Raw genomic sequence first — 17913 nt, 5'->3', positions numbered from 1 at the left:
CCGTCGGGCGGGCCGGACGCGGCTTGCCCGCTCCTGAGGAATTACGCAACAATGGCGTTGTGAAAAACGTCGGCGAGGCTCGGGAGACCCCCACGGGGGCACCGCAGGAGGAGCTCGCGACCGGTGAGCGGTCCACCCGCAACCGCGTCGCGCGATCCATCCTGGACCACGGCCCCTCGACCGTCGCGGAGCTCGCCGAGCGGCTGGGCCTCACCCAGGCGGCCGTACGCCGGCACCTCGACGCCCTCGCGGGCGACGGTGTCGTGGAGGCCCGCGAGCAGCGGGTCTACGGCGCGCGCACCCGCGGCCGGCCGGCCAAGGTGTTCGCCCTGACGGACTGCGGCCGGGACGCCTTCGACCAGTCCTACGACAAGCTCGCGGCGGACGCGCTGCGCTGGATCGCCGACCGCGAGGGCGGCAGCGAGGCGATCGCCGCCTTCGCCCGCGCGCGGATCGCCGCCCAGGCGGGCGTCTACCGCCGGGCGGTCGAGGCGGCCCCGCCCGAGAAGCGGACCGAAGCGCTGGCCAAGGCCCTGAGCGCGGACGGGTACGCTGCTACCGCGCGCAGCGCGCCCCACCCGCAGAAGGGTGAGCAGCTGTGCCAGCACCACTGCCCGGTCGCCCACGTCGCCGAGCAGTTCCCGCAGCTGTGCGAGGCGGAGACGGAATTTTTCGCGGAGCTGCTCGGTACGCACGTACAGCGGCTCGCCACCATCGCCCACGGCGACGGCGTCTGCACCACGTTCATCCCCAAGATTTCCCACAACGCATCTGCAAGCACGGCCGGGAGGAACCCCGCATGACTCTCCCCACGGAGACTGCCCACCCTGAGCTCGAGGGCCTGGGCAAGTACGAATACGGCTGGGCCGACCGGGACGAGGCCGGTGCGTCGGCCCGCCGAGGCCTGGGCGAGGACGTCGTCCGGGACATCTCCTCCAAGAAGAGCGAGCCGGAGTGGATGACCAAGCTCCGCCTCAAGGGCCTGCGCCTGTTCGAGAAGAAGCCCATGCCGAACTGGGGCTCGGACCTCTCCGGCATCGACTTCGACAACATCAAGTACTTCGTGCGCTCCACGGAGAAGCAGGCGGAGTCCTGGGAGGACCTGCCCGAGGACATCAAGAACACGTACGACAAGCTCGGCATCCCGGAGGCGGAGAAGCAGCGTCTCGTCGCCGGTGTCGCCGCGCAGTACGAGTCGGAGGTCGTCTACCACCAGATCCGCGAGGACCTGGAGGAGCAGGGCGTCATCTTCCTCGACACCGACACCGCGCTGAAGGAGCACCCGGAGCTCTTCAAGGAGTACTTCGGGACCGTCATCCCCGCCGGTGACAACAAGTTCGCCGCGCTGAACACCGCCGTGTGGTCGGGCGGCTCCTTCATCTACGTGCCGCCGGGCGTCAACGTGGAGATCCCGCTCCAGGCCTACTTCCGCATCAACACGGAGAACATGGGCCAGTTCGAGCGGACCCTGATCATCGTCGACGAGGGTGCCTACGTGCACTACGTCGAGGGCTGCACCGCCCCGATCTACAAGTCGGACTCGCTGCACTCCGCGGTCGTCGAGATCATCGTCAAGAAGAACGCCCGCTGCCGCTACACGACCATCCAGAACTGGTCGAACAACGTCTACAACCTGGTCACCAAGCGCGCCGTGGCGTACGAGGGCGCGACCATGGAGTGGATCGACGGCAACATCGGCTCCAAGGTGACGATGAAGTACCCGGCCGTCTACCTGATGGGCGAGCACGCCAAGGGCGAGACGCTGTCCATCGCCTTCGCCGGTGAGGGCCAGCACCAGGACGCCGGCTCCAAGATGGTCCACATGGCGCCGAACACGTCGTCGAACATCGTGTCGAAGTCCGTGGCGCGCGGCGGCGGCCGCACCTCCTACCGCGGTCTCGTCGAGATCGGCGAGGGTGCCCACGGCTCGAAGTCCAACGTGCTGTGCGACGCGCTGCTCGTGGACACCATCTCCCGCTCGGACACCTACCCCTACGTGGACGTCCGCGAGGACGACGTGTCCATGGGCCACGAGGCGACCGTCTCCAAGGTCTCCGAGGACCAGCTCTTCTACCTGATGAGCCGCGGTCTGAGCGAGTTCGAGGCGATGGCGATGATCGTGCGCGGCTTCGTCGAGCCCATCGCCAAGGAGCTCCCCATGGAGTACGCGCTGGAACTCAACCGGCTGATCGAGCTGCAGATGGAGGGCGCGGTCGGCTGACCCCCGCCGCCCCGCCCCCGTCACGCCCCTTACGCAACGAAAGCGAGCATTACGACAGCCATGGCTGAGGCTCAGAACTCCCCCACCTCCGGCTACGCTCCGGCGGGGGGACCCCCACCGGTGGGCTCCACCACCGCGGGCTCGATCGCGGTGGCCGCCGAGTCGACCGTCGCCACGCGCATGAGCGCGCCGCCGTCCTTCGACGTCGCGGACTTCCCGGTCCCGCACGGCCGCGAGGAGGAGTGGCGGTTCACCCCGCTGGAGCGCCTGCGCGGCCTGCACGACGGCACCGCCGTCGCCACCGGCAACGGTGTGAAGGTCGAGGTCCAGGCCCCCGAGGGCGTCACCGTCGAGACCGTCGGCCGCGACGACGCGCGGCTCGGCAGGGCCGGCGTTCCGGCGGACCGTGTCGCCGCCCAGGCCTACTCGGCGTTCGAGAAGGCCTCGGTCGTGACCGTGCCCAAGGAGACCGTCCTCACCGAGCCCATCCGCATCGCCGTGCACGGTGAGGGCGCCACCGCCTTCGGCCACCAGGTGATCGAGCTGGGCGCCTTCGCCGAGGCCGTCGTGGTCATCGACCACACCGGTGACGCGGTGCTCGCCGCCAACGTCGACTACCTGCTGGGCGACGGCGCCAAGCTCACCGTCGTCTCCGTGCAGGACTGGGACGACAAGGCCGTCCACGTCGCGCAGCACAACGCGCTCGTCGGCCGCGACGCCTCCTTCAAGTCCGTCGTCGTCACCTTCGGCGGCGACCTCGTCCGGCTCCACCCGCGCGTGCAGTACACCGGGCCCGGCGGCGAGGCCGAGCTGTTCGGCCTGTACTTCACCGACCGGGGCCAGCACCAGGAGCACCGCCTCCTGGTCGATCACAACGTCCCGCACTGCAAGTCGAACGTCGTCTACAAGGGCGCCCTCCAGGGCGACGACGCCCACGCGGTGTGGATCGGCGACGTGCTGATCGAGGCCAAGGCCGAGGGCACCGACACGTACGAGATGAACCGCAACCTGGTCCTCACGGACGGCGCGCGCGTGGACTCCGTACCGAACCTGGAGATCGAGACCGGCGAGATCGTCGGCGCCGGCCACGCCTCGGCGACCGGCCGCTTCGACGACGAGCAGCTCTTCTACCTGATGGCGCGCGGCATCCCCGAGATCGACGCCCGCCGCCTGGTGGTCCGCGGCTTCTTCGCCGAGCTGGTCCAGCAGATCGGCGTCCCCGACATCGAGGAGCGCCTGATCGCCAAGATCGAGGAGGAGCTGGAGGCGGCGGTCGCATGACCTTCGTACGCGTCTGTGGACTGGGCGAGCTGGAGGAGGACACCCCCAAGCGGGTGGAACTCGACGGCACGCCCGTGTCCATCGTGCAGACCGAGGGCGAGGTGTTCGCGATCCACGACATCTGCTCGCACGCGAACGTCTCCCTGTCGGAGGGCGAGGTCGACGACTGCCACATCGAGTGCTGGCTGCACGGCTCGCGCTTCGACCTCCGCTCCGGCAAGCCCGACGCCCTTCCGGCGACGCGCCCCGTCCCCGTATACCCCGTAAAGATCGATGGGGACGACGTGCTCGTCTCCCTCACCCAGGAGTCCTGAGGCACCCATGGCTACGCTTGAAATCCGAGACCTGCACGTCACCGTCGAGGTCGAGAACGGCACGAAGGAAATCCTCAAGGGTGTCGACCTCACCGTGAAGCAGGGCGAGACGCACGCCATCATGGGCCCCAACGGCTCGGGCAAGTCGACCCTCGCCTACTCCCTCGCGGGTCACCCCAAGTACACGATCACCGGCGGCACCGTCACCCTCGACGGCGAGGACGTCCTGGAGATGTCCGTCGACGAGCGCGCCCGCGCCGGCCTGTTCCTCGCCATGCAGTACCCGGTCGAGGTCCCCGGTGTCTCCGTGTCCAACTTCCTGCGCACCTCCGCCACCGCGATCCGCGGCGAGGCCCCCAAGCTGCGCACCTGGGTGAAGGAGGTCAAGGAGGCCATGGAGCGCCTCAACATGGACCCCGCCTTCGCCGAGCGCAACGTCAACGAGGGCTTCTCCGGCGGTGAGAAGAAGCGCCACGAGATCCTCCAGCTGGAGCTGCTCCGCCCGAAGGTCGCGATCCTCGACGAGACCGACTCCGGCCTGGACGTCGACGCCCTGCGCGTCGTGTCCGAGGGCGTCAACCGCGTCCGCGAGACGGGCGAGGTCGGCACGCTGCTGATCACCCACTACACGCGCATCCTGCGCTACATCAAGCCCGATCACGTCCACGTCTTCTCGGGCGGCCGGATCGTCGAGTCCGGCGGTGCCGAGCTCGCCGACAAGCTGGAGAACGAGGGCTACGAGGTTTACACGAAGGGTGGCGCATCCGCGTGACACAGCTGCCGGGCCTCCTCGACACCGAGGCGATCCGCAAGGACTTCCCCATCCTGGACCGCCAGGTCCACGACGGCCAGAAGCTCGTGTACCTGGACAACGCGGCCACCAGCCAGAAGCCGCGCCAGGTGCTGGACGCACTCAGTGAGTACTACGAGCGCTACAACGCCAACGTCCACCGCGGTGTGCATGTGCTCGCCGAGGAGGCCACGGCGCTGTACGAGGGCGCGCGCGACAAGGTCGCGGACTTCATCAACGCGCCCTCGCGCGACGAGGTGATCTTCACCAAGAACGCCTCCGAGTCGCTCAACCTCGTGGCGAACATGCTGGGCTGGGCCGACGAGCCCTACCGCGTGGACTCCGAGACCGAGATCGTCATCACGGAGATGGAGCACCACTCCAACATCGTGCCGTGGCAGCTGCTCGCGCAGCGCACGGGCGCGAAGCTGAAGTGGTTCGGCCTCACCGACGACGGCCGTCTGGACCTGTCGAACATCGATGAGATCATCACCGAGAAGACGAAGATCGTCTCCTTCGTGCTGGTCTCCAACATCCTCGGCACCCAGAACCCCGTCGAGGCGATCGTGCGCCGGGCCCAGGAGGTCGGCGCCCTGGTCTGCGTCGACGCCTCCCAGGCCGCGCCGCACATGCCGCTGGACGTGCAGGCCCTGCAGGCCGACTTCGTGGCCTTCACCGGCCACAAGATGTGCGGCCCGACCGGCATCGGCGTCCTGTGGGGCCGCCAGGAGCTGCTGGAGGACCTGCCTCCGTTCCTCGGCGGCGGCGAGATGATCGAGACGGTGTCGATGCACTCCTCGACCTACGCCCCGGCCCCGCACAAGTTCGAGGCGGGCACACCGCCGATCGCCCAGGCGGTCGGTCTCGGCGCGGCGATCGACTACCTCAACTCGATCGGCATGGACAAGATCCTCGCCCACGAGCACGCGCTCACCGAGTACGCGGTCAAGCGGCTGCTGGAGGTCCCCGACCTGCGCATCATCGGCCCGACCACGGCCGAGGAGCGCGGCGCCGCGATCTCCTTCACCCTCGGCGACATCCACCCGCACGACGTGGGCCAGGTCCTGGACGAGCAGGGCATCGCGGTCCGGGTCGGACACCATTGCGCGCGGCCGGTCTGCCTGCGGTACGGAATTCCTGCGACCACGCGAGCGTCGTTCTATCTGTACTCCACGCCGGCCGAGATCGACGCGCTGGTCGACGGCCTGGAGCACGTTCGGAACTTCTTCGGCTGAAGGGCGTGAGCTGAGACCGTGAAGCTGGACTCCATGTACCAGGAAGTCATCCTGGACCACTACAAGAACCCGCACGGGCGGGGCTTGCGGGATGGCGACGCCGAGGTGCACCACGTCAACCCGACGTGCGGCGACGAGATCACGCTGCGCGTGAAGTACGACGGCACGACGATCGAGGACGTCTCGTACGAGGGCCAGGGCTGCTCGATCAGCCAGGCGAGCGCGTCCGTGCTGAACGACCTCCTCGTCGGCAAGGAGCTCTCCGACGCGCGGAAGATCCAGGAGACCTTCCTGGAGCTGATGCAGTCGAAGGGGAAGCTCGAGCCCGACGACGCGATGGAGGACATCCTGGAGGACGCGGTCGCGTTCGCCGGGGTGTCGAAATACCCGGCCCGGGTCAAGTGCGCCCTGCTGAGCTGGATGGCCTGGAAGGACGCGACGGCCCAGGTACTGGGCGGAGCCGACGCCGAGAAGGAGACGACGGCATGACTGAGACCGTGGAGATGAAGCCGGCCTCGGAGGAGGAACTCCGCGAGGCCCTGATGGACGTCGTCGACCCCGAGCTGGGCATCGACGTCGTCAACCTGGGCCTGATCTACGGCATCCACATCGACGACTCGAACGTGGCCACGGTCGACATGACCCTCACGTCGGCGGCCTGCCCGCTGACGGACGTCATCGAGGACCAGGCCAAGTCCGCCACGGACGGTCTCGTCAACGAGTTGCGCATCAACTGGGTCTGGATGCCGCCGTGGGGCCCGGACAAGATCACGGACGATGGGCGGGAGCAGCTTCGGGCGCTCGGGTTCAACGTCTGAGATCCGTCTGACATGCGTGAGGGCGGCACCCGGGAAGGGTGCCGCCCTCACGCATGCTCAGTCCGGCCCGGACACGATCTGGAACGACGCGTCCGAGTGGTACTGGCGACTGTGCTCGTAGGGGTCCAGCCGGAGCCGGAAGTCGCGGTGCCGCAGGAAGCGCCCCGGGTAGTTGACCGACTCCAGCGAGAGCGTTCCCGCCGGGGACCAGACGCGGGGGCAGAACGTGGCGTCCTCGCGGAACAGGGACGAGCCGTCGTCCCTGTCCGCGACCAGGACGAAGCCGCGGTGGCGCAGGTAGCGGCCGTCCGACGTGGTGAACGAGTAGCAGGAGGAGTCGGAGAGGCCGGTGACGCGCTGGAAGGTGGCGTCCTCGCGCTGCTCGGAATCCGAGCCGATCCGGTCGAGGCGCACGTAGCCGTCGCGAACCCGCCAGTAGCGGTCGGGGAAGTTGACCGCCCGTATGGATATGCCGGGGGAGGACGGGGGCTCTGGGCGCTTCGAAGGAGCGGTGGACGCCTTCGGCGGCGGCTCGGGGGCCTTGGCGGGGGACCGGGGACTCGCGGCGGTGCTGGGAGCGCTGCTCGCCGGAGTGGGGGACGGGTGGGTGCGGCCCGCGCCGGGTGTCTCGGTGCCGCCACCCTCGGAGGGCGTCGCGAAGGAGATCAGGCCGCCCGGGGCCGAGCTGCCGAGGGTGGTCGGTTCCGCCGCGCGGCGGGCCGGCTCCCCGGATTCGTTCTCCATCACGGTGACGGCCGTGACGCACGCGGTGATCGTGGCCAGGGCCAGCGCACCCGCCAGCCAGAGCCGTCGCGTACCCGGGGCACGAGTGGTGTCCGGGGCCCAGCCGCTCTCCCAGGGACGGTCCTGGGGCGGGCGGGACTTCTTCGCTGACATGCGCGGTTTCCTCCGGCGGGGCACCCCTGACGGCGGCGCAGTCGTGGTGGCCCGGTGTGCGATCGGTGACACCGTAGTGGACAGGTGAGAGGCCGGTGGCTCGTTTGATGAGAGCGGTTTCCCGGCGATATCAAGCCGTTGTCCGCAGGTCCGTACCACTCCTGCGTACGCCCGTACAGATATTGTGTACGGTCGTACACATGGGTTATCTGCTGCTGGCCGGCGCCATCATCGCCGAGGTGGCCGCGACCACCGCCATGAAGTACAGCGACGGGTTCAGCAAGATCGGGCCCTCCCTGCTCACGCTCCTCGGATACGTGGTCTCCTTCGCGCTGCTCGCGCAGACGCTGAAGACCGTCTCCGTCGGCACGGCCTACGCCATCTGGGCCGGGGTCGGCACCGCCGCCATCGCCACGATCGGCATCGTCCTCCTGGGGGAGGGGATGACCGTCGCCAAGGCCGCCGGTATCGCGCTGATCATCCTCGGCGTCGTCGTGCTGAACCTGGGAGGTGCGCACTGATGCCCCGGCGGCACGACCCCGAGCGCCGGCAGCGGATCATCGACGCGGCGATCCGGGTCGTCGGCTCGAAGGGCATCGCCGGGCTGAGCCACCGCACCGCGGCCGCCGAGGCCGACGTGCCGCTCGGTTCCACGACCTACCACTTCAAGACCCTCGACGAACTGCTGGTCGCCGCACTGCGGCAGACCAACGAGGGCTTCGCCAAGGTGATCGCCTCGTGCGGTGACATGGACGACCCCTGGACCGACCCGGCCGCCGCTCTCGCCGGCTGGATCGGGCAGTGGCTCTCCGGTGACCGCACGGGAGTGGAGCTGGAGTACGAGCTGTACCTGGCCGCGCTGCGCCGGCCCGCCCTGCGTCCCGTCGCCGCCGAGTGGGCCGAGGGCGTCGCCGAGCAGCTGTCCCGGCACATGGATCCCGTCACCGCGCGGGCCCTGGTGGCGGTCGTCGACGGGATCTGCCTCCAGGTGCTGCTGACCGGGGCGCCGTACGACGAGGCGTACGCGCGGGAGGTGCTGGGGCGGGTGCTGGCGGGGGCGTCCCGGGAGTAGTGAGGGGGGCGTTCCTGGGCGGGCGTCTCATGAGCTGGGCGTTCGGGGCGGGTGTTTCGAGGGCGGGCGTTCGTGGGCTCGGCGTTCGGGGGCGGGGAGTCCGGGGCGGGTGTCTCATGGGCGGGCGGCCGGGGCCCGGTGTTTCGAGGGCGGGCCTTCGTGGGCGGGCGTTCGGCGGCCGGCGTTCGCAGGGGGACGGGCGACGGGCCCCGGCCGGTGCGGTGTCCGTCGGAAAGAGGCGTGCCGGTGGGGTGTCCGGGCTGTTGAGGGGGGGGCTTGGGCTGGGCGACGGCGACCGGCTCGTGAGACGTGCGGGCACCGGTTCGCATCGACCCGTGTCCGCCGGTTAGGTTGCCCTCATGACCGACACGACTGCTCCTCGCACCACCGGCGCCGTGGCCGCCGGCCTCGCCACGATCGCCGCCGACGGCACCGTACTCGACACCTGGTTCCCCGCGCCCGAGCTGGCCGACGCGCCCGGCCCGTCCGGCACCGAGCGGCTGTCCGCCGAGCGTGCCGCGGAGCTGCTCGGCGGTGGCGCCACCGCGGCGATCGGCCCGGACGCCCGCCGGGGCGTCGAAGTGGTCGCGGTCCGCACGGTCATCGCCTCGCTCGACGAGAAGCCGATCGACGCGCACGACACCTACCTGCGCCTGCACCTGCTCTCCCACCGCCTGGTCAAGCCGCACGGCCAGAACCTGGAGGGCGTCTTCGGCCACCTCGCCAACGTCGCCTGGACCTCGCTGGGCCCGGTCGCCGTCGACGACCTGGAGAAGGTCCGGCTGAACGCCCGTGCCGAGGGCCTGCACCTCCAGGTGACCTCCGTGGACAAGTTCCCCCGCATGACCGACTACGTGGCCCCCAAGGGCGTCCGCATCGCCGACGCCGACCGGGTCCGGCTCGGCGCGCACCTCGCCGAGGGCACCACCGTCATGCACGAGGGTTTCGTCAACTTCAACGCCGGCACGCTCGGCACGTCGATGGTCGAGGGCCGTATCTCGGCGGGTGTCGTGGTCGGCGACGGCTCCGACATCGGTGGCGGCGCGTCGACCATGGGCACGCTGTCCGGCGGCGGCAACGTGATCATCTCCATCGGCGAGCGGTGCCTGGTCGGCGCCGAGGCGGGCGTCGGCATCGTGCTCGGCGACGAGTGCGTCGTCGAGGCCGGCCTGTACATCACCGCCGGCACCCGTGTCACCATGCCCGACGGCCAGATCGTCAAGGCCCGCGAGCTGTCCGGCGCCTCCAACATCCTCTTCCGCCGCAACTCGGTCACCGGCACCGTCGAGGCCCGGCCGAACAACGCGGTGTGGGGCGGCCTGAACGAGATCCTGCACAGCCACAACTGACGACCCGTACGAGGTACCCGGCGTGACCTTGTGGTCGTTTCGGCAGATGAATGGGTGGACGCAGAGTCCGATCAGAAGCCGAACCGACGAAACGAGGACCGGGGTATGAGGAACGAGCGGGGGCGGGGCGCGGTGCGCTCGGTGGTGGGGACCGTCGCAGTGCTGGCGGTGTCCTGGCTGCCGGCGGGTGCCGCGCACGCCGACGAGACCAACAAGGACTCGCACAACGGCCACCGGGTCGGTCTGGTCAACGTCAACGTCGGGCAGATCGACGACCCGGCGGAGGACGTGCTGGAGCACACGCTGCTCCTCGGGGACGGGTACGCCTGGAACTGAGACCGGGAGGCACCGGCCTCGCACCGACGGGACGGCCGTGTCGCAGACGCCTGCGGCACGGGCCGTCCCTTCTCTCTTCGCGCGGGTGGCACGGCGCGACGCCCCCGCACGCGTCACAGGGAGTACGGGGTGCGGGCACGGGCCCGCCCGGGGGAGAGCGAGGGGGCGAGCGGTGATCACGCGCTGATCAGGTCCCTGTGGAGCGAGAGCAGGCCGTCGGCCGTGGTGCGGTCGGCGGGCCGCAGGGGTGCGCGGACCGGGCCCGCGGGGAGGCGCAGTGCGGTGAGCAGTGACTTGGCGGTCACGGCCCCCGGCAGGCCCGCCGACATCATCGCCTCGATGAGGGGGGTGGCCTGCTGCTGGAGGCGGGCGGCCTGTTCCGTGTCACCCGCGTCGAAGGCGTCCAGCACGGCTCGCAGGTGGCGCGGGATCACGTTGGCGACCGTGCTGACGTAGCCCGCGCCGCCCACGGCGTACAGCGCGAGGTCGTGTTCGTCGCAGCCCGCGTAGTACGCCAGGTCCGTGCGGGCCAGGACCTTCTGCGCGGCCAGGAAGTCGGCGGAGCAGTCCTTGACGGCGACGATCCGGGGATGGTCCGCGAGGCGGAGGAGCGTTTCGGCTTCGACGCGGATGCCGGTGCGGGCCGGGATGTCGTAGAGCATCAGCGGGAGTCCGGTGGTGTCGGCGATCTCGCGGAAGTGGGCTTCGACGGCGTCCTGCGGGGGCCGGCTGTAGTACGGCGCCACCACCAGCAGGCCGTCCGCGCCAGCCTTCTCGGCCTCCCGGGCCAGTTCGGCGGTGTGGCGGGTGTCGGCGGTGCCGATGCCCGCGACGATCGTCGCGCTGCCGGCCACGGCCTCGCGGACGGCGCTGATCAGGGCGGACTTCTCGGCGTCCGTGGTGGTGGGGGACTCGCCCGTCGTGCCGGAGAGGACGAGGCCGTCACAGCCGCTCGCGACCAGGTGGGCGGCGAGCTGCCGGGCGCCGTCCAGGTCCAGGGCGCCGGAGTCGGTGAACGGGGTGATCATGGCGCAGAGCGTGCGGCCGAAGGGGGGCGTGCGCGGTGGGGTCATGAGAGTAGTGTCGGCGGAATCATCGTGTAGCTCTACTTAGTTTTGTTACCGCTTATCGTTAAGGCTTGCTTGATGGAAGGTGTTCTTCCCAGCCGGGTGTCGATGCGTCACCATGGCCAGGACGGTCGGCGACGGATGTCCTGGGAGGCGTCATGAAGCTCGGCAAGGCACTGGCCACGGGGATCGCGGAGGAGCAGCCGGAGGGGCGGGGCGAGGGCTCCGACCAGAGGGCCGGCCGGGACCTGGAGCAGCTGCGGGCGGACGGGACCGCCGAGGGCGTCGAGGTCCGCGAGGCTGCCGTGGTCGAAGAGGTTCCGGTCGTCCGATGAGGCTGCGGCTTCCCTCGGAGCGTCCGACGGAGCCGCCGACCGGATACAAGATCGCTCATCCGGTGCTGTCCCAGGACGGCGCCCGGGCCGGGTTCACCGGTGTGTCGCTGGGCGGTGCGCTGCCGTACGGCGTGGTGGCCGAGGCGGCCTGTGTGTACGGGCTGCGACACCGGGCGCCGCACCGCCGCTGCGACTGCGGCTTCCACTGCGTGCACGACCGGTCCGCCGCTGAGGCGCTGCTGTGCACCGCCGAGCACCGGGCCGCCGTGCTGCTGGAGGTGTCCGTCCTCGGGGCCTACATCCGCTTCGAGCGGGGGTTCCGGTATGCGCGGCAACGGGTGCGGGTGGTGACGGTGGGGATGTGCGGCTGCGGGGCGGGCGCGCGGGTGCTGGCCGATGCCGGGTGGGGGCGGGTCGGGTGGCGAGGGCTGGCACCCGCGTGCGCGGCGTGTGCGCGGGGGCGGGCCTCGGTGTCGCTCGGCCGGTTCGCCCGGCTGGCGGGTCACGGGGTGCGTGTCGTCGGCGCGGGTGGTAGCGCGCCCGGCGGTGGGGGCGCGGGTACGGTGCCGGCCGGGATCGAGGCGGCGGACGGGCTGGGCGTGCCCGAACTCGTGGCGGAGGCCGCGCTGTTGCAGGCGCGGCTCGACTGGTTCCAGACGCAGCTGGCACGGCTCGGGCAGCGGGGGGACTCGGCCGGTCCGCAGGGGTAGCCGCAGGGGGGACGGGTACTCGGGGGTTCCTACTTCGAGAGGAGTTCGAGAGGAGGCGGAACCGTGACCGGGACGATGGATCGTCGGGCCGTGCGCGACGAGCACCACTCCGTGGGCGAACTCGTCGGGCAGGCAGCGGAACAGCTTTCTCGGCTCGTGCGGCAGGAAGTGGCGCTGGCGAAGGAGGAGCTGGCCGAGAAGGGGCGGCGGGCGGGGCGTGGTGGCGGACTGCTCGGTGCCGCGGGTGCCGTCGCCTACGCCGGGTTCCTCGCGCTGGCCGGGACGGGTACCGCCGCGCTCTCGCTGGTGCTGCCCGTGTGGGCCGCCGCGCTGATCGTGACGGGAGTGCTGTTCGTGATCGCGGCGGTGCTGGCCGCGATGGGCCGTGGGCAGCTGAGGCGGGCCGCGCCGCCCACGCCTGAGCGGACGATCGACAGCGTGAAGGCGGATGTCGAGGAGATCAGGGAAAGGGCGCACCGATGACGGAGCCGACGGGTGGGGCGAAGGGGCCCGACGAGCTGCGGCGTCATATCGAGCGGACGCGCGGTGAACTCGGGAACACGGTGGAGGAGTTGGCCGGGAAGGCCGATGTGAAGGGGCGTGCGCTGACACGGGCCGCCGACCTCCGGGACAAGGCCGGGGCGATGACCGTGCAGTTGCGCAGCACCGCGGCGCAGGCGGGGCACTCCGTGCAGGAGCGGGCCGCGCAGGTGGGGCCCCGGCCGGTGCGGACCGTGGTGCAGGCCGGGATGCGGCATCCCAAGCCGGTGCTGATGGCCGGGGCGGCGGGGGTCGTGGTGGCGGTCGGGGTCGTGCGGTGGAAGGTCGCTCACGGGCATCGGTGAGGGCCCGGTCCTCGTCTCTCCCCGGTGCGGCGTGTCTTCGTCTCTTCGCGTGGGTGCGCACGCGTGCGCCTGCGCGCCGGGGGTGGGCCGGGGCCGCGCCGGGGGGTGTCCGTCCTCACAACGGCGCGATCGAGTTGCGTGCCGACCGACTCCCCGTTGACGCGCCAACCGCTGCGGGCGGACACCCCCGGCACGGCCCCTTCCGTGCGTCGGCGGCTGCGGGCCGTCTCGGCTTCCGCCGGACCCACTTGACCTCAAGTTCGGTTGAGGCCGGAAGGTGAGGGCGTAGCGATCGGCCTACACGACTGGAGTGTTCTCATGGCCCGGCGGACCGAACGGCACCCGGATCTCACCGACCCCCGGATCGGTGCTCCCTTCTTCAGCACCTGGCGGGTCGGGACCCCCGAGCGGCAGCGGCAGACCGTGGACGCGATCGCGCGGGCGTGGGAGCGGCGGCCCTGGCCGGCCGGGGACCTGCTGGGGTACCACGTGTACGCCGGGCACGACGGGGACACCCTGCTGCACTACTCGCAGTGGCGCAGCGAGCAGGCCTACGAGGCGTTCGTGAAGACCCACCGGCAGGAGCGCGTCGACGAGATCGACACGGCCGTGCCGGGGATCGAGCGGGTGTGGCTCGGGCGGTACCGGCGCTACCGCAGTGCCCGGCGGGAGGGTGGGGCCGTCCCGGGATGTGTCGTGATCGTCGACGTCCGGTTCGACGGGCCCGACGCGGAGCGGCAGCGCGCCTGGGTCGACGCGGTGTTCGAGGCCCTGGAGAGCGATCCGGAACAGCATCCCGGTGGGATCTCCGCCCACTTCCACCTCAGTACGGACGGCACCCGCGTGCTCAACTACGCCGAGTGGGAAAGCGCCCAGGCACACATCGACGCCCTGGCCGCACCGGGGGACGGGGTCGGCTCGGCGACCGAGCGGTGGAAGCGGGTGCAGAACTGGCCGGGCCTGCTGGAGAGCGGCTCCGTCCGGCGGTACGACCACGTCCTCGGGCTGGTGCCCTGAGGGCGGGCCGGCCGAACGCCGTGTTCGGCCGGCCCTCGCCCTGTCAGGGGCGGAACCGCAGGACCTGCGGGTCGTGGTCGCTGATCTGGTCGTGGAACTCCGCGTTGACGTGCACGCTGTCGTACTCGAAGTCGCAGCCGCGGCGGATCGACGGGCTGATCAGGATCTGGTCGAGGACCTGGCTGTTGCCCTGGTAGACGTACGAATAACGCTCGCCCCGCGGCAGGGACTTGATCGCCGACCAGAGTTCGCCCCGGCCCTCCAGGAGCTCGGTGGTCCGGGAGAACTCGAAGTCGTTGATGTCGCCGAGCGTGACGACGTCCGCGTTCTTCTGGGTGTCGAGGATGTCCTTGACGAAGGCGTTGACCAGGGTGGCCTGCTGGTGACGCTGCGTCTCGGAGCTGCGGGACGGCGGCTGGTACTGGGAGGTCAGGCCCTGGTCGCCGCCCTTGGAGTTGAAGTGGTTGGCGATCACGAAGACCGTGCGGCCGCGGAAGACGAACTCGCCGGCCAGGGGCTTGCGGCTGTTCTTCCACGCCTCGTCGGCGGGGGCGACGCGGCCGGGGCTGAGCGTCAGGTGCGCCTTGCCGCGGATCCTCGTCACACCGGTGGCCGTCGTGGCGTCACCGCCCGGGCGGTCCGCGAAGGAGACGCGCTCCGGGTTGAACAGGAACGCCTGGCGGATGTTGCCGCCGGGCTCACCGCCGTCGGTGCCGTCGGACGGGTCGATCGAGCGCCAGTCGTAGCGGGGGCCGCCGGCCGCGACGATCGCGTCGATCAGCTTCGTCAGCGTCTGGTCGGCCGCGACCGTGCCGTCGTTCTTCGCGCCGTTGTTGTCCTGGATCTCCTCCAGGGACACGATGTCCGGCGACTGCAGGTTGTTCACGATCGCGGAGGCGTGCGCGGCGAACGTGTCGTCCGTCGGGTCGAGGTTCTCGACGTTGTAGGTCGCGACGGCCAGTTCCGAGGAGCGCTGCTTGCGGGTGGTCTCGCGCTGCAGACCGGCGCTCTTCAGCGTGCCGAGTTCGCTCGCGACCAGGGTGTAGCCGCCGAACTGGTTGTAGTCCAGGGGGCCTTCGGTGGTGCCCGTGAGGGTGTCGCCGACGTTCGCCTTCGGGAAGTCCGCCGTCGAGCCGAGGGACTGGATCTGCAGGCGGCCCGTGTTCTGGGCGTCGTAGGAGCCGTAGACCGTACCGCCGTGGCCGGTGCGGTTCTCGTGCGGTTTCACCGTCACCCAGAGCTCGGTGTACGGGTCGGTGGCGCCGACCACGCGGGCGTCGGCGACCTCGACGGTCATGCCCTCCAGGGACTCGTAGTAGTCCAGGGCGTACGTCGCGGGCTGGAGGGGGAGGGCGTTGATCGAGCCGTTCGCCGCGGTGTCGCCCGTGGGGGTGTAGGCGGCGGGGACCGACCGGGCCGTGACGGGTGTGGCGGCGGGCAGTTCGTTGCCGCTGGACAGGACCGTGGTCGTCGGCTTGGTGATCTCCGTCAGGGCCTGGTTGCCGGAGCCGGTGCCGCCGGGGACGAACTCCGAGACGGTGCCGCTGACCTTGACGGCGTCGCCGACGGCGACGCCCTTCGGGGTGGAGCTGGTGAAGACGAAGACACCCTCACTGGTCGCCGGGTCGGCGTCCGGGCTCGGGTCCTGGATCCAGAAGCCGCGGGAGGAGCCGTAGGTGCGGACGCCGGTGACGATTCCGGTCACGTCGGTGACCTGCCGGCCGGCGTACGGGGACGTCCGGGTGTTGCCCTGGATGTCGTGGACGCGGACCGACTCGGCGTGTGCGGGGGTGGTGAGGACGATCGTGGAGGCCGCGGAGCACGCGGCGGCGACGGTGAGCGCGGCGAGGCGCGCGGAGGACTTGCTCGGCAACGGGATTCCCTCCGGGGACGTGACAGGGCGCCGGGACGAGGGTGGTGCTCGGACTGTCTGCCGCTACCTGTGGGGCGGGCGGTATGACGCGCGTAGACGACGGTGGCCGGGATGGCTGGTGGGGCAGGTCCGGTGAACAAGTGTCCGCCGACTTCTACGCGCGTCAATCTCCAGCCTGTCCATGTCACTTGTCAAGGTTTCGGCCATGTACGGCAGCCGACGGGGAGATGAAGCGGGCGGCATGGGTGGAAATCCGTCTAGGCTGAGCGGCTGAGTCACCTGAGGCGCGCTAGGAGAAACAAGCCGATGTCAGACAGCTCCCCCCTGCCGCCGGTGCGGCTGCACCCCGAAGCGGAGCTGGCGCGCGACGCGCTGTCCACACCCTTGCTGTCCCGGGCCGCCCGGCTCGCCCGCTGGGCCGGGCCGGACACCCGCGTGGACGCCGGGGGAGGGCTCGTCGACGAGCAGTTGCCCGCCGCCGCCGAGTTGCTCGGGCTGAGCGGGGACGACGCCGCCGCCGACGCCAGTGAGGCGTGGCGGGTGGCCGTGGACGCCGGGCTCGTCGAGGTCGTCGACGAGGAGGAGGGCACCGTCCGCGCGGGCGAGGACCTCGCGCTGCTCACCGGCGGCTCGCCGCAGGACGTGCTGGCCGTGTGGCTCGCGGCCCTGGAGACCGTGCTCGCCGACGCGAGCGTGCCCGACCTCGACGGACTGCTGGACGCGGACGGCGAGGTCGACCTCTCCGCCCTCGACTGGGACCCGGAGGCCGAGGCCGAGTTCCTCGACGGGGTGCTCGGCAACCTCTACCTGCTGACCGCCGGCGACGCGTCCGGCGGGGCTCCGGTGCCGCTGCCGGCGCTGGCCGCCTCGGTGCTCGTGCCCGGCGACATGGGCGAGCCCACCAACGACGTCCTGGAGCGGGTCTCCGACGCGATGATGCGCCTGGACGACCAGTTCCGGATGCTGGAGCCGGTGGGCCTCGTGGAGTACCAGCCCGTCGACGAGGCGCTCATGATCGACGCCGACGAGGAGCCCGCCGGGCCCGTGGACGACACCGACGTTGCCCGGTACGGCATGGTCCGGCTCACCCCGCTCGGCCTGTACGGGATGCGGGCGCGGCTGCTGGAGGCCGGGTTCGGGGCACCGGCCGTCGGGGACCTCGCGGACAAGGGGGCCGACGCGCTGCTCGACGGCACGGCGGCGTTTCCGCCGGCCGCGGCGCAGGCCGAGACCGAGCAGTGGCTGCAGCGGCGCGAAGCGCTCACGGCGGCACGGGAGCTGCTGGCGGCGGCCCGCGGCTCCGACGCCGGGGCGCCGCTGCGCCGACTGCGGTGCCAGCAGGCCCTGTCGCTGGTGGGCCCGGCGGCCGAGCCGGCGCTGCGCGAGGTGCTCGACGACGCCGAGCTGGGCGGGCTCGCCCGGGTGTGGCTGACCGAGCAGGGCGCGGCGGACGTGCCCGCGCCGACCGAGGCGATGGTGTACTGGCTGACCATCGACACGGTGGCCGCGCAACTGGCGGCGGAGGGGAACTCCGAGGAACTGCGGGCGCTGGTCGAAGGGCTGGCGCAGCGGCACAGCGGGTTCTTCGCGGCGGTGTGGCGGGTCGATCACCCTGCCACCGCCGATGTGCTGGAGGCGATGGGGCGGCTGCATCCCGACAAGAAGGTGGCGAAGGAAGCGCGCAAGGCCGCGTTCAAGGCGCGGTCGCAGCAGGGCGGCTGACCCCCGGGGCCGCGGGTGCGGCGCCGTCGTG

At 71.1% G+C, this 17913-nt stretch carries 21 protein-coding genes; 18 read left to right on the top strand and 3 right to left on the bottom strand.

What is annotated here, in order from left to right:
- Positions 1-59 precede the first annotated feature (59 nt).
- From ABTZ58_RS23365 to ABTZ58_RS23330, 8 genes are read left to right on the top strand one after another with little or no spacing between them, the layout of a single operon-like run.
- Entirely contained in the window at positions 60-803 is a 744-nt protein-coding gene (locus tag ABTZ58_RS23365) for a helix-turn-helix transcriptional regulator (RefSeq protein ID WP_309095071.1), read from the top strand.
- Positions 800-2221: a Fe-S cluster assembly protein SufB gene (gene sufB, locus ABTZ58_RS23360; RefSeq protein WP_351359870.1), complete on the top strand. Its 1422-nt coding sequence runs from the start codon at positions 800-802 to the stop codon at positions 2219-2221. Before ABTZ58_RS23365 ends, sufB begins: the two co-directional genes overlap by 4 nt.
- A 60-nt stretch (positions 2222-2281) precedes the next feature.
- Positions 2282-3502 (top strand): Fe-S cluster assembly protein SufD, encoded by a 1221-nt coding sequence (gene sufD, locus ABTZ58_RS23355; protein ID WP_351359867.1) that lies wholly within the window; start codon positions 2282-2284, stop codon positions 3500-3502.
- Positions 3499-3816 carry a non-heme iron oxygenase ferredoxin subunit gene (locus ABTZ58_RS23350; protein WP_351359864.1) on the top strand — a complete coding sequence of 106 codons (318 nt, stop codon included), beginning with the start codon at positions 3499-3501 and terminating at the stop codon, positions 3814-3816. Before sufD ends, ABTZ58_RS23350 begins: the two co-directional genes overlap by 4 nt.
- A 7-nt stretch (positions 3817-3823) precedes the next feature.
- The gene (sufC, locus tag ABTZ58_RS23345; protein ID WP_309095075.1) at positions 3824-4588 is read left to right on the top strand and encodes a Fe-S cluster assembly ATPase SufC; all 765 of its coding nucleotides are present in this window, start codon (positions 3824-3826) and stop codon (positions 4586-4588) included.
- Complete coding sequence (locus ABTZ58_RS23340; protein WP_351359861.1) at positions 4585-5841, top strand: cysteine desulfurase; 1257 nt, start codon at positions 4585-4587, stop codon at positions 5839-5841. The genes sufC and ABTZ58_RS23340 overlap by 4 nt, the downstream gene beginning before the upstream one ends.
- A gap of 18 nt (positions 5842-5859) precedes the next feature.
- Positions 5860-6330, top strand: a complete 471-nt coding sequence (gene sufU / locus ABTZ58_RS23335) for a Fe-S cluster assembly sulfur transfer protein SufU (RefSeq protein WP_062926164.1) — start codon at positions 5860-5862, stop codon at positions 6328-6330.
- Positions 6327-6659: a metal-sulfur cluster assembly factor gene (locus tag ABTZ58_RS23330; protein ID WP_351359857.1), complete on the top strand. Its 333-nt coding sequence runs from the start codon at positions 6327-6329 to the stop codon at positions 6657-6659. The genes sufU and ABTZ58_RS23330 overlap by 4 nt, the downstream gene beginning before the upstream one ends.
- A gap of 57 nt (positions 6660-6716) precedes the next feature.
- On the opposite strand, the gene ABTZ58_RS23325 is transcribed toward ABTZ58_RS23330, so the two are convergent.
- The gene (locus ABTZ58_RS23325) at positions 6717-7556 is read right to left on the bottom strand and encodes an AbfB domain-containing protein (protein WP_351359854.1); all 840 of its coding nucleotides are present in this window, start codon (positions 7554-7556) and stop codon (positions 6717-6719) included.
- 200 nt (positions 7557-7756) lie between these two features.
- Here ABTZ58_RS23325 and ABTZ58_RS23320 point away from each other — a divergent pair, with 200 nt between their 5' ends.
- The 4 genes from ABTZ58_RS23320 to ABTZ58_RS23305 all read left to right on the top strand — a co-directional run bounded on the left by ABTZ58_RS23320 (position 7757) and on the right by ABTZ58_RS23305 (position 10313).
- Positions 7757-8077 carry a DMT family transporter gene (locus ABTZ58_RS23320; RefSeq protein WP_309095078.1) on the top strand — a complete coding sequence of 107 codons (321 nt, stop codon included), beginning with the start codon at positions 7757-7759 and terminating at the stop codon, positions 8075-8077.
- Positions 8077-8628 (top strand): TetR/AcrR family transcriptional regulator, encoded by a 552-nt coding sequence (locus ABTZ58_RS23315; RefSeq protein ID WP_351359850.1) that lies wholly within the window; start codon positions 8077-8079, stop codon positions 8626-8628. Before ABTZ58_RS23320 ends, ABTZ58_RS23315 begins: the two co-directional genes overlap by 1 nt.
- A 359-nt stretch (positions 8629-8987) precedes the next feature.
- Positions 8988-9977, top strand: coding sequence for a 2,3,4,5-tetrahydropyridine-2,6-dicarboxylate N-succinyltransferase (gene dapD, locus ABTZ58_RS23310; RefSeq protein ID WP_351359847.1), 990 nt, complete (start codon positions 8988-8990; stop codon positions 9975-9977).
- A 105-nt stretch (positions 9978-10082) separates the two neighbouring features.
- Complete coding sequence (locus ABTZ58_RS23305; protein WP_351359844.1) at positions 10083-10313, top strand: hypothetical protein; 231 nt, start codon at positions 10083-10085, stop codon at positions 10311-10313.
- A gap of 176 nt (positions 10314-10489) precedes the next feature.
- Here the strand turns inward: ABTZ58_RS23305 and dapA are convergent, their stop codons facing one another.
- On the bottom strand, positions 10490-11386 hold the full coding sequence (gene dapA / locus ABTZ58_RS23300) for a 4-hydroxy-tetrahydrodipicolinate synthase (RefSeq protein ID WP_351359841.1): 897 nt from the start codon (positions 11384-11386) through the stop codon (positions 10490-10492).
- A gap of 152 nt (positions 11387-11538) precedes the next feature.
- On the opposite strand from dapA, the gene ABTZ58_RS23295 reads away from it, so the two are divergent.
- From ABTZ58_RS23295 to ABTZ58_RS23275, 5 genes are all read left to right on the top strand, one after another.
- Entirely contained in the window at positions 11539-11715 is a 177-nt protein-coding gene (locus ABTZ58_RS23295) for a hypothetical protein (protein ID WP_351359838.1), read from the top strand.
- The gene (locus tag ABTZ58_RS23290; protein ID WP_351359835.1) at positions 11712-12425 is read left to right on the top strand and encodes a hypothetical protein; all 714 of its coding nucleotides are present in this window, start codon (positions 11712-11714) and stop codon (positions 12423-12425) included. The genes ABTZ58_RS23295 and ABTZ58_RS23290 overlap by 4 nt, the downstream gene beginning before the upstream one ends.
- A 63-nt stretch (positions 12426-12488) precedes the next feature.
- A complete protein-coding gene (locus tag ABTZ58_RS23285; RefSeq protein ID WP_351359832.1) occupies positions 12489-12908 on the top strand; it encodes a phage holin family protein in 420 nt (139 codons plus the stop codon).
- Positions 12905-13270, top strand: a complete 366-nt coding sequence (locus ABTZ58_RS23280) for a DUF3618 domain-containing protein (RefSeq protein WP_351359830.1) — start codon at positions 12905-12907, stop codon at positions 13268-13270. The genes ABTZ58_RS23285 and ABTZ58_RS23280 overlap by 4 nt, the downstream gene beginning before the upstream one ends.
- Positions 13271-13588: 318 nt before the next feature.
- A complete protein-coding gene (locus ABTZ58_RS23275) occupies positions 13589-14287 on the top strand; it encodes an antibiotic biosynthesis monooxygenase (RefSeq protein WP_351359827.1) in 699 nt (232 codons plus the stop codon).
- 43 nt (positions 14288-14330) lie between these two features.
- Here the strand turns inward: ABTZ58_RS23275 and ABTZ58_RS23270 are convergent, their stop codons facing one another.
- On the bottom strand, positions 14331-16160 hold the full coding sequence (locus ABTZ58_RS23270; RefSeq protein ID WP_351359824.1) for a DUF8508 domain-containing protein: 1830 nt from the start codon (positions 16158-16160) through the stop codon (positions 14331-14333).
- A 306-nt stretch (positions 16161-16466) separates the two neighbouring features.
- Between ABTZ58_RS23270 and ABTZ58_RS23265 the strand changes: the two genes are divergently transcribed.
- Positions 16467-17882 (top strand): hypothetical protein, encoded by a 1416-nt coding sequence (locus ABTZ58_RS23265; RefSeq protein ID WP_351359821.1) that lies wholly within the window; start codon positions 16467-16469, stop codon positions 17880-17882.
- The last annotated feature ends 31 nt before the right edge of the window (positions 17883-17913 follow it).

It is taken from the genome of Streptomyces sp. NPDC094143 (assembly GCF_040303825.1).
Classification (GTDB): Bacteria; Actinomycetota; Actinomycetes; order Streptomycetales; family Streptomycetaceae; genus Streptomyces.
The sequence above is the reverse complement of the archived record's forward strand: the minus strand, read 5'-3'. Positions and strand labels throughout refer to the sequence as shown.

What these genes read in the sequence shown, in the direction of transcription:
- ABTZ58_RS23295 (WP_351359838.1), top strand. Translation starts at nt 11,539, where the DNA reads ATGAAGCTCGGCAAGGCACTGGCCACGGGGATCGCGGAGGAGCAGCCG.
- sufB (WP_351359870.1), top strand. Translation starts at nt 800, where the DNA reads ATGACTCTCCCCACGGAGACTGCCCACCCTGAGCTCGAGGGCCTGGGC.
- sufD (WP_351359867.1), top strand. Translation starts at nt 2,282, where the DNA reads ATGGCTGAGGCTCAGAACTCCCCCACCTCCGGCTACGCTCCGGCGGGG.
- ABTZ58_RS23275 (WP_351359827.1), top strand. Translation starts at nt 13,589, where the DNA reads ATGGCCCGGCGGACCGAACGGCACCCGGATCTCACCGACCCCCGGATC.
- dapD (WP_351359847.1), top strand. Translation starts at nt 8,988, where the DNA reads ATGACCGACACGACTGCTCCTCGCACCACCGGCGCCGTGGCCGCCGGC.
- ABTZ58_RS23265 (WP_351359821.1), top strand. Translation starts at nt 16,467, where the DNA reads ATGTCAGACAGCTCCCCCCTGCCGCCGGTGCGGCTGCACCCCGAAGCG.
- ABTZ58_RS23325 (WP_351359854.1), bottom strand. Translation starts at nt 7,556, where the DNA reads ATGTCAGCGAAGAAGTCCCGCCCGCCCCAGGACCGTCCCTGGGAGAGC.
- ABTZ58_RS23330 (WP_351359857.1), top strand. Translation starts at nt 6,327, where the DNA reads ATGACTGAGACCGTGGAGATGAAGCCGGCCTCGGAGGAGGAACTCCGC.
- ABTZ58_RS23350 (WP_351359864.1), top strand. Translation starts at nt 3,499, where the DNA reads ATGACCTTCGTACGCGTCTGTGGACTGGGCGAGCTGGAGGAGGACACC.
- ABTZ58_RS23315 (WP_351359850.1), top strand. Translation starts at nt 8,077, where the DNA reads ATGCCCCGGCGGCACGACCCCGAGCGCCGGCAGCGGATCATCGACGCG.
- dapA (WP_351359841.1), bottom strand. Translation starts at nt 11,386, where the DNA reads ATGACCCCACCGCGCACGCCCCCCTTCGGCCGCACGCTCTGCGCCATG.
- ABTZ58_RS23290 (WP_351359835.1), top strand. Translation starts at nt 11,712, where the DNA reads ATGAGGCTGCGGCTTCCCTCGGAGCGTCCGACGGAGCCGCCGACCGGA.
- sufC (WP_309095075.1), top strand. Translation starts at nt 3,824, where the DNA reads ATGGCTACGCTTGAAATCCGAGACCTGCACGTCACCGTCGAGGTCGAG.
- ABTZ58_RS23320 (WP_309095078.1), top strand. Translation starts at nt 7,757, where the DNA reads ATGGGTTATCTGCTGCTGGCCGGCGCCATCATCGCCGAGGTGGCCGCG.
- ABTZ58_RS23305 (WP_351359844.1), top strand. Translation starts at nt 10,083, where the DNA reads ATGAGGAACGAGCGGGGGCGGGGCGCGGTGCGCTCGGTGGTGGGGACC.
- ABTZ58_RS23280 (WP_351359830.1), top strand. Translation starts at nt 12,905, where the DNA reads ATGACGGAGCCGACGGGTGGGGCGAAGGGGCCCGACGAGCTGCGGCGT.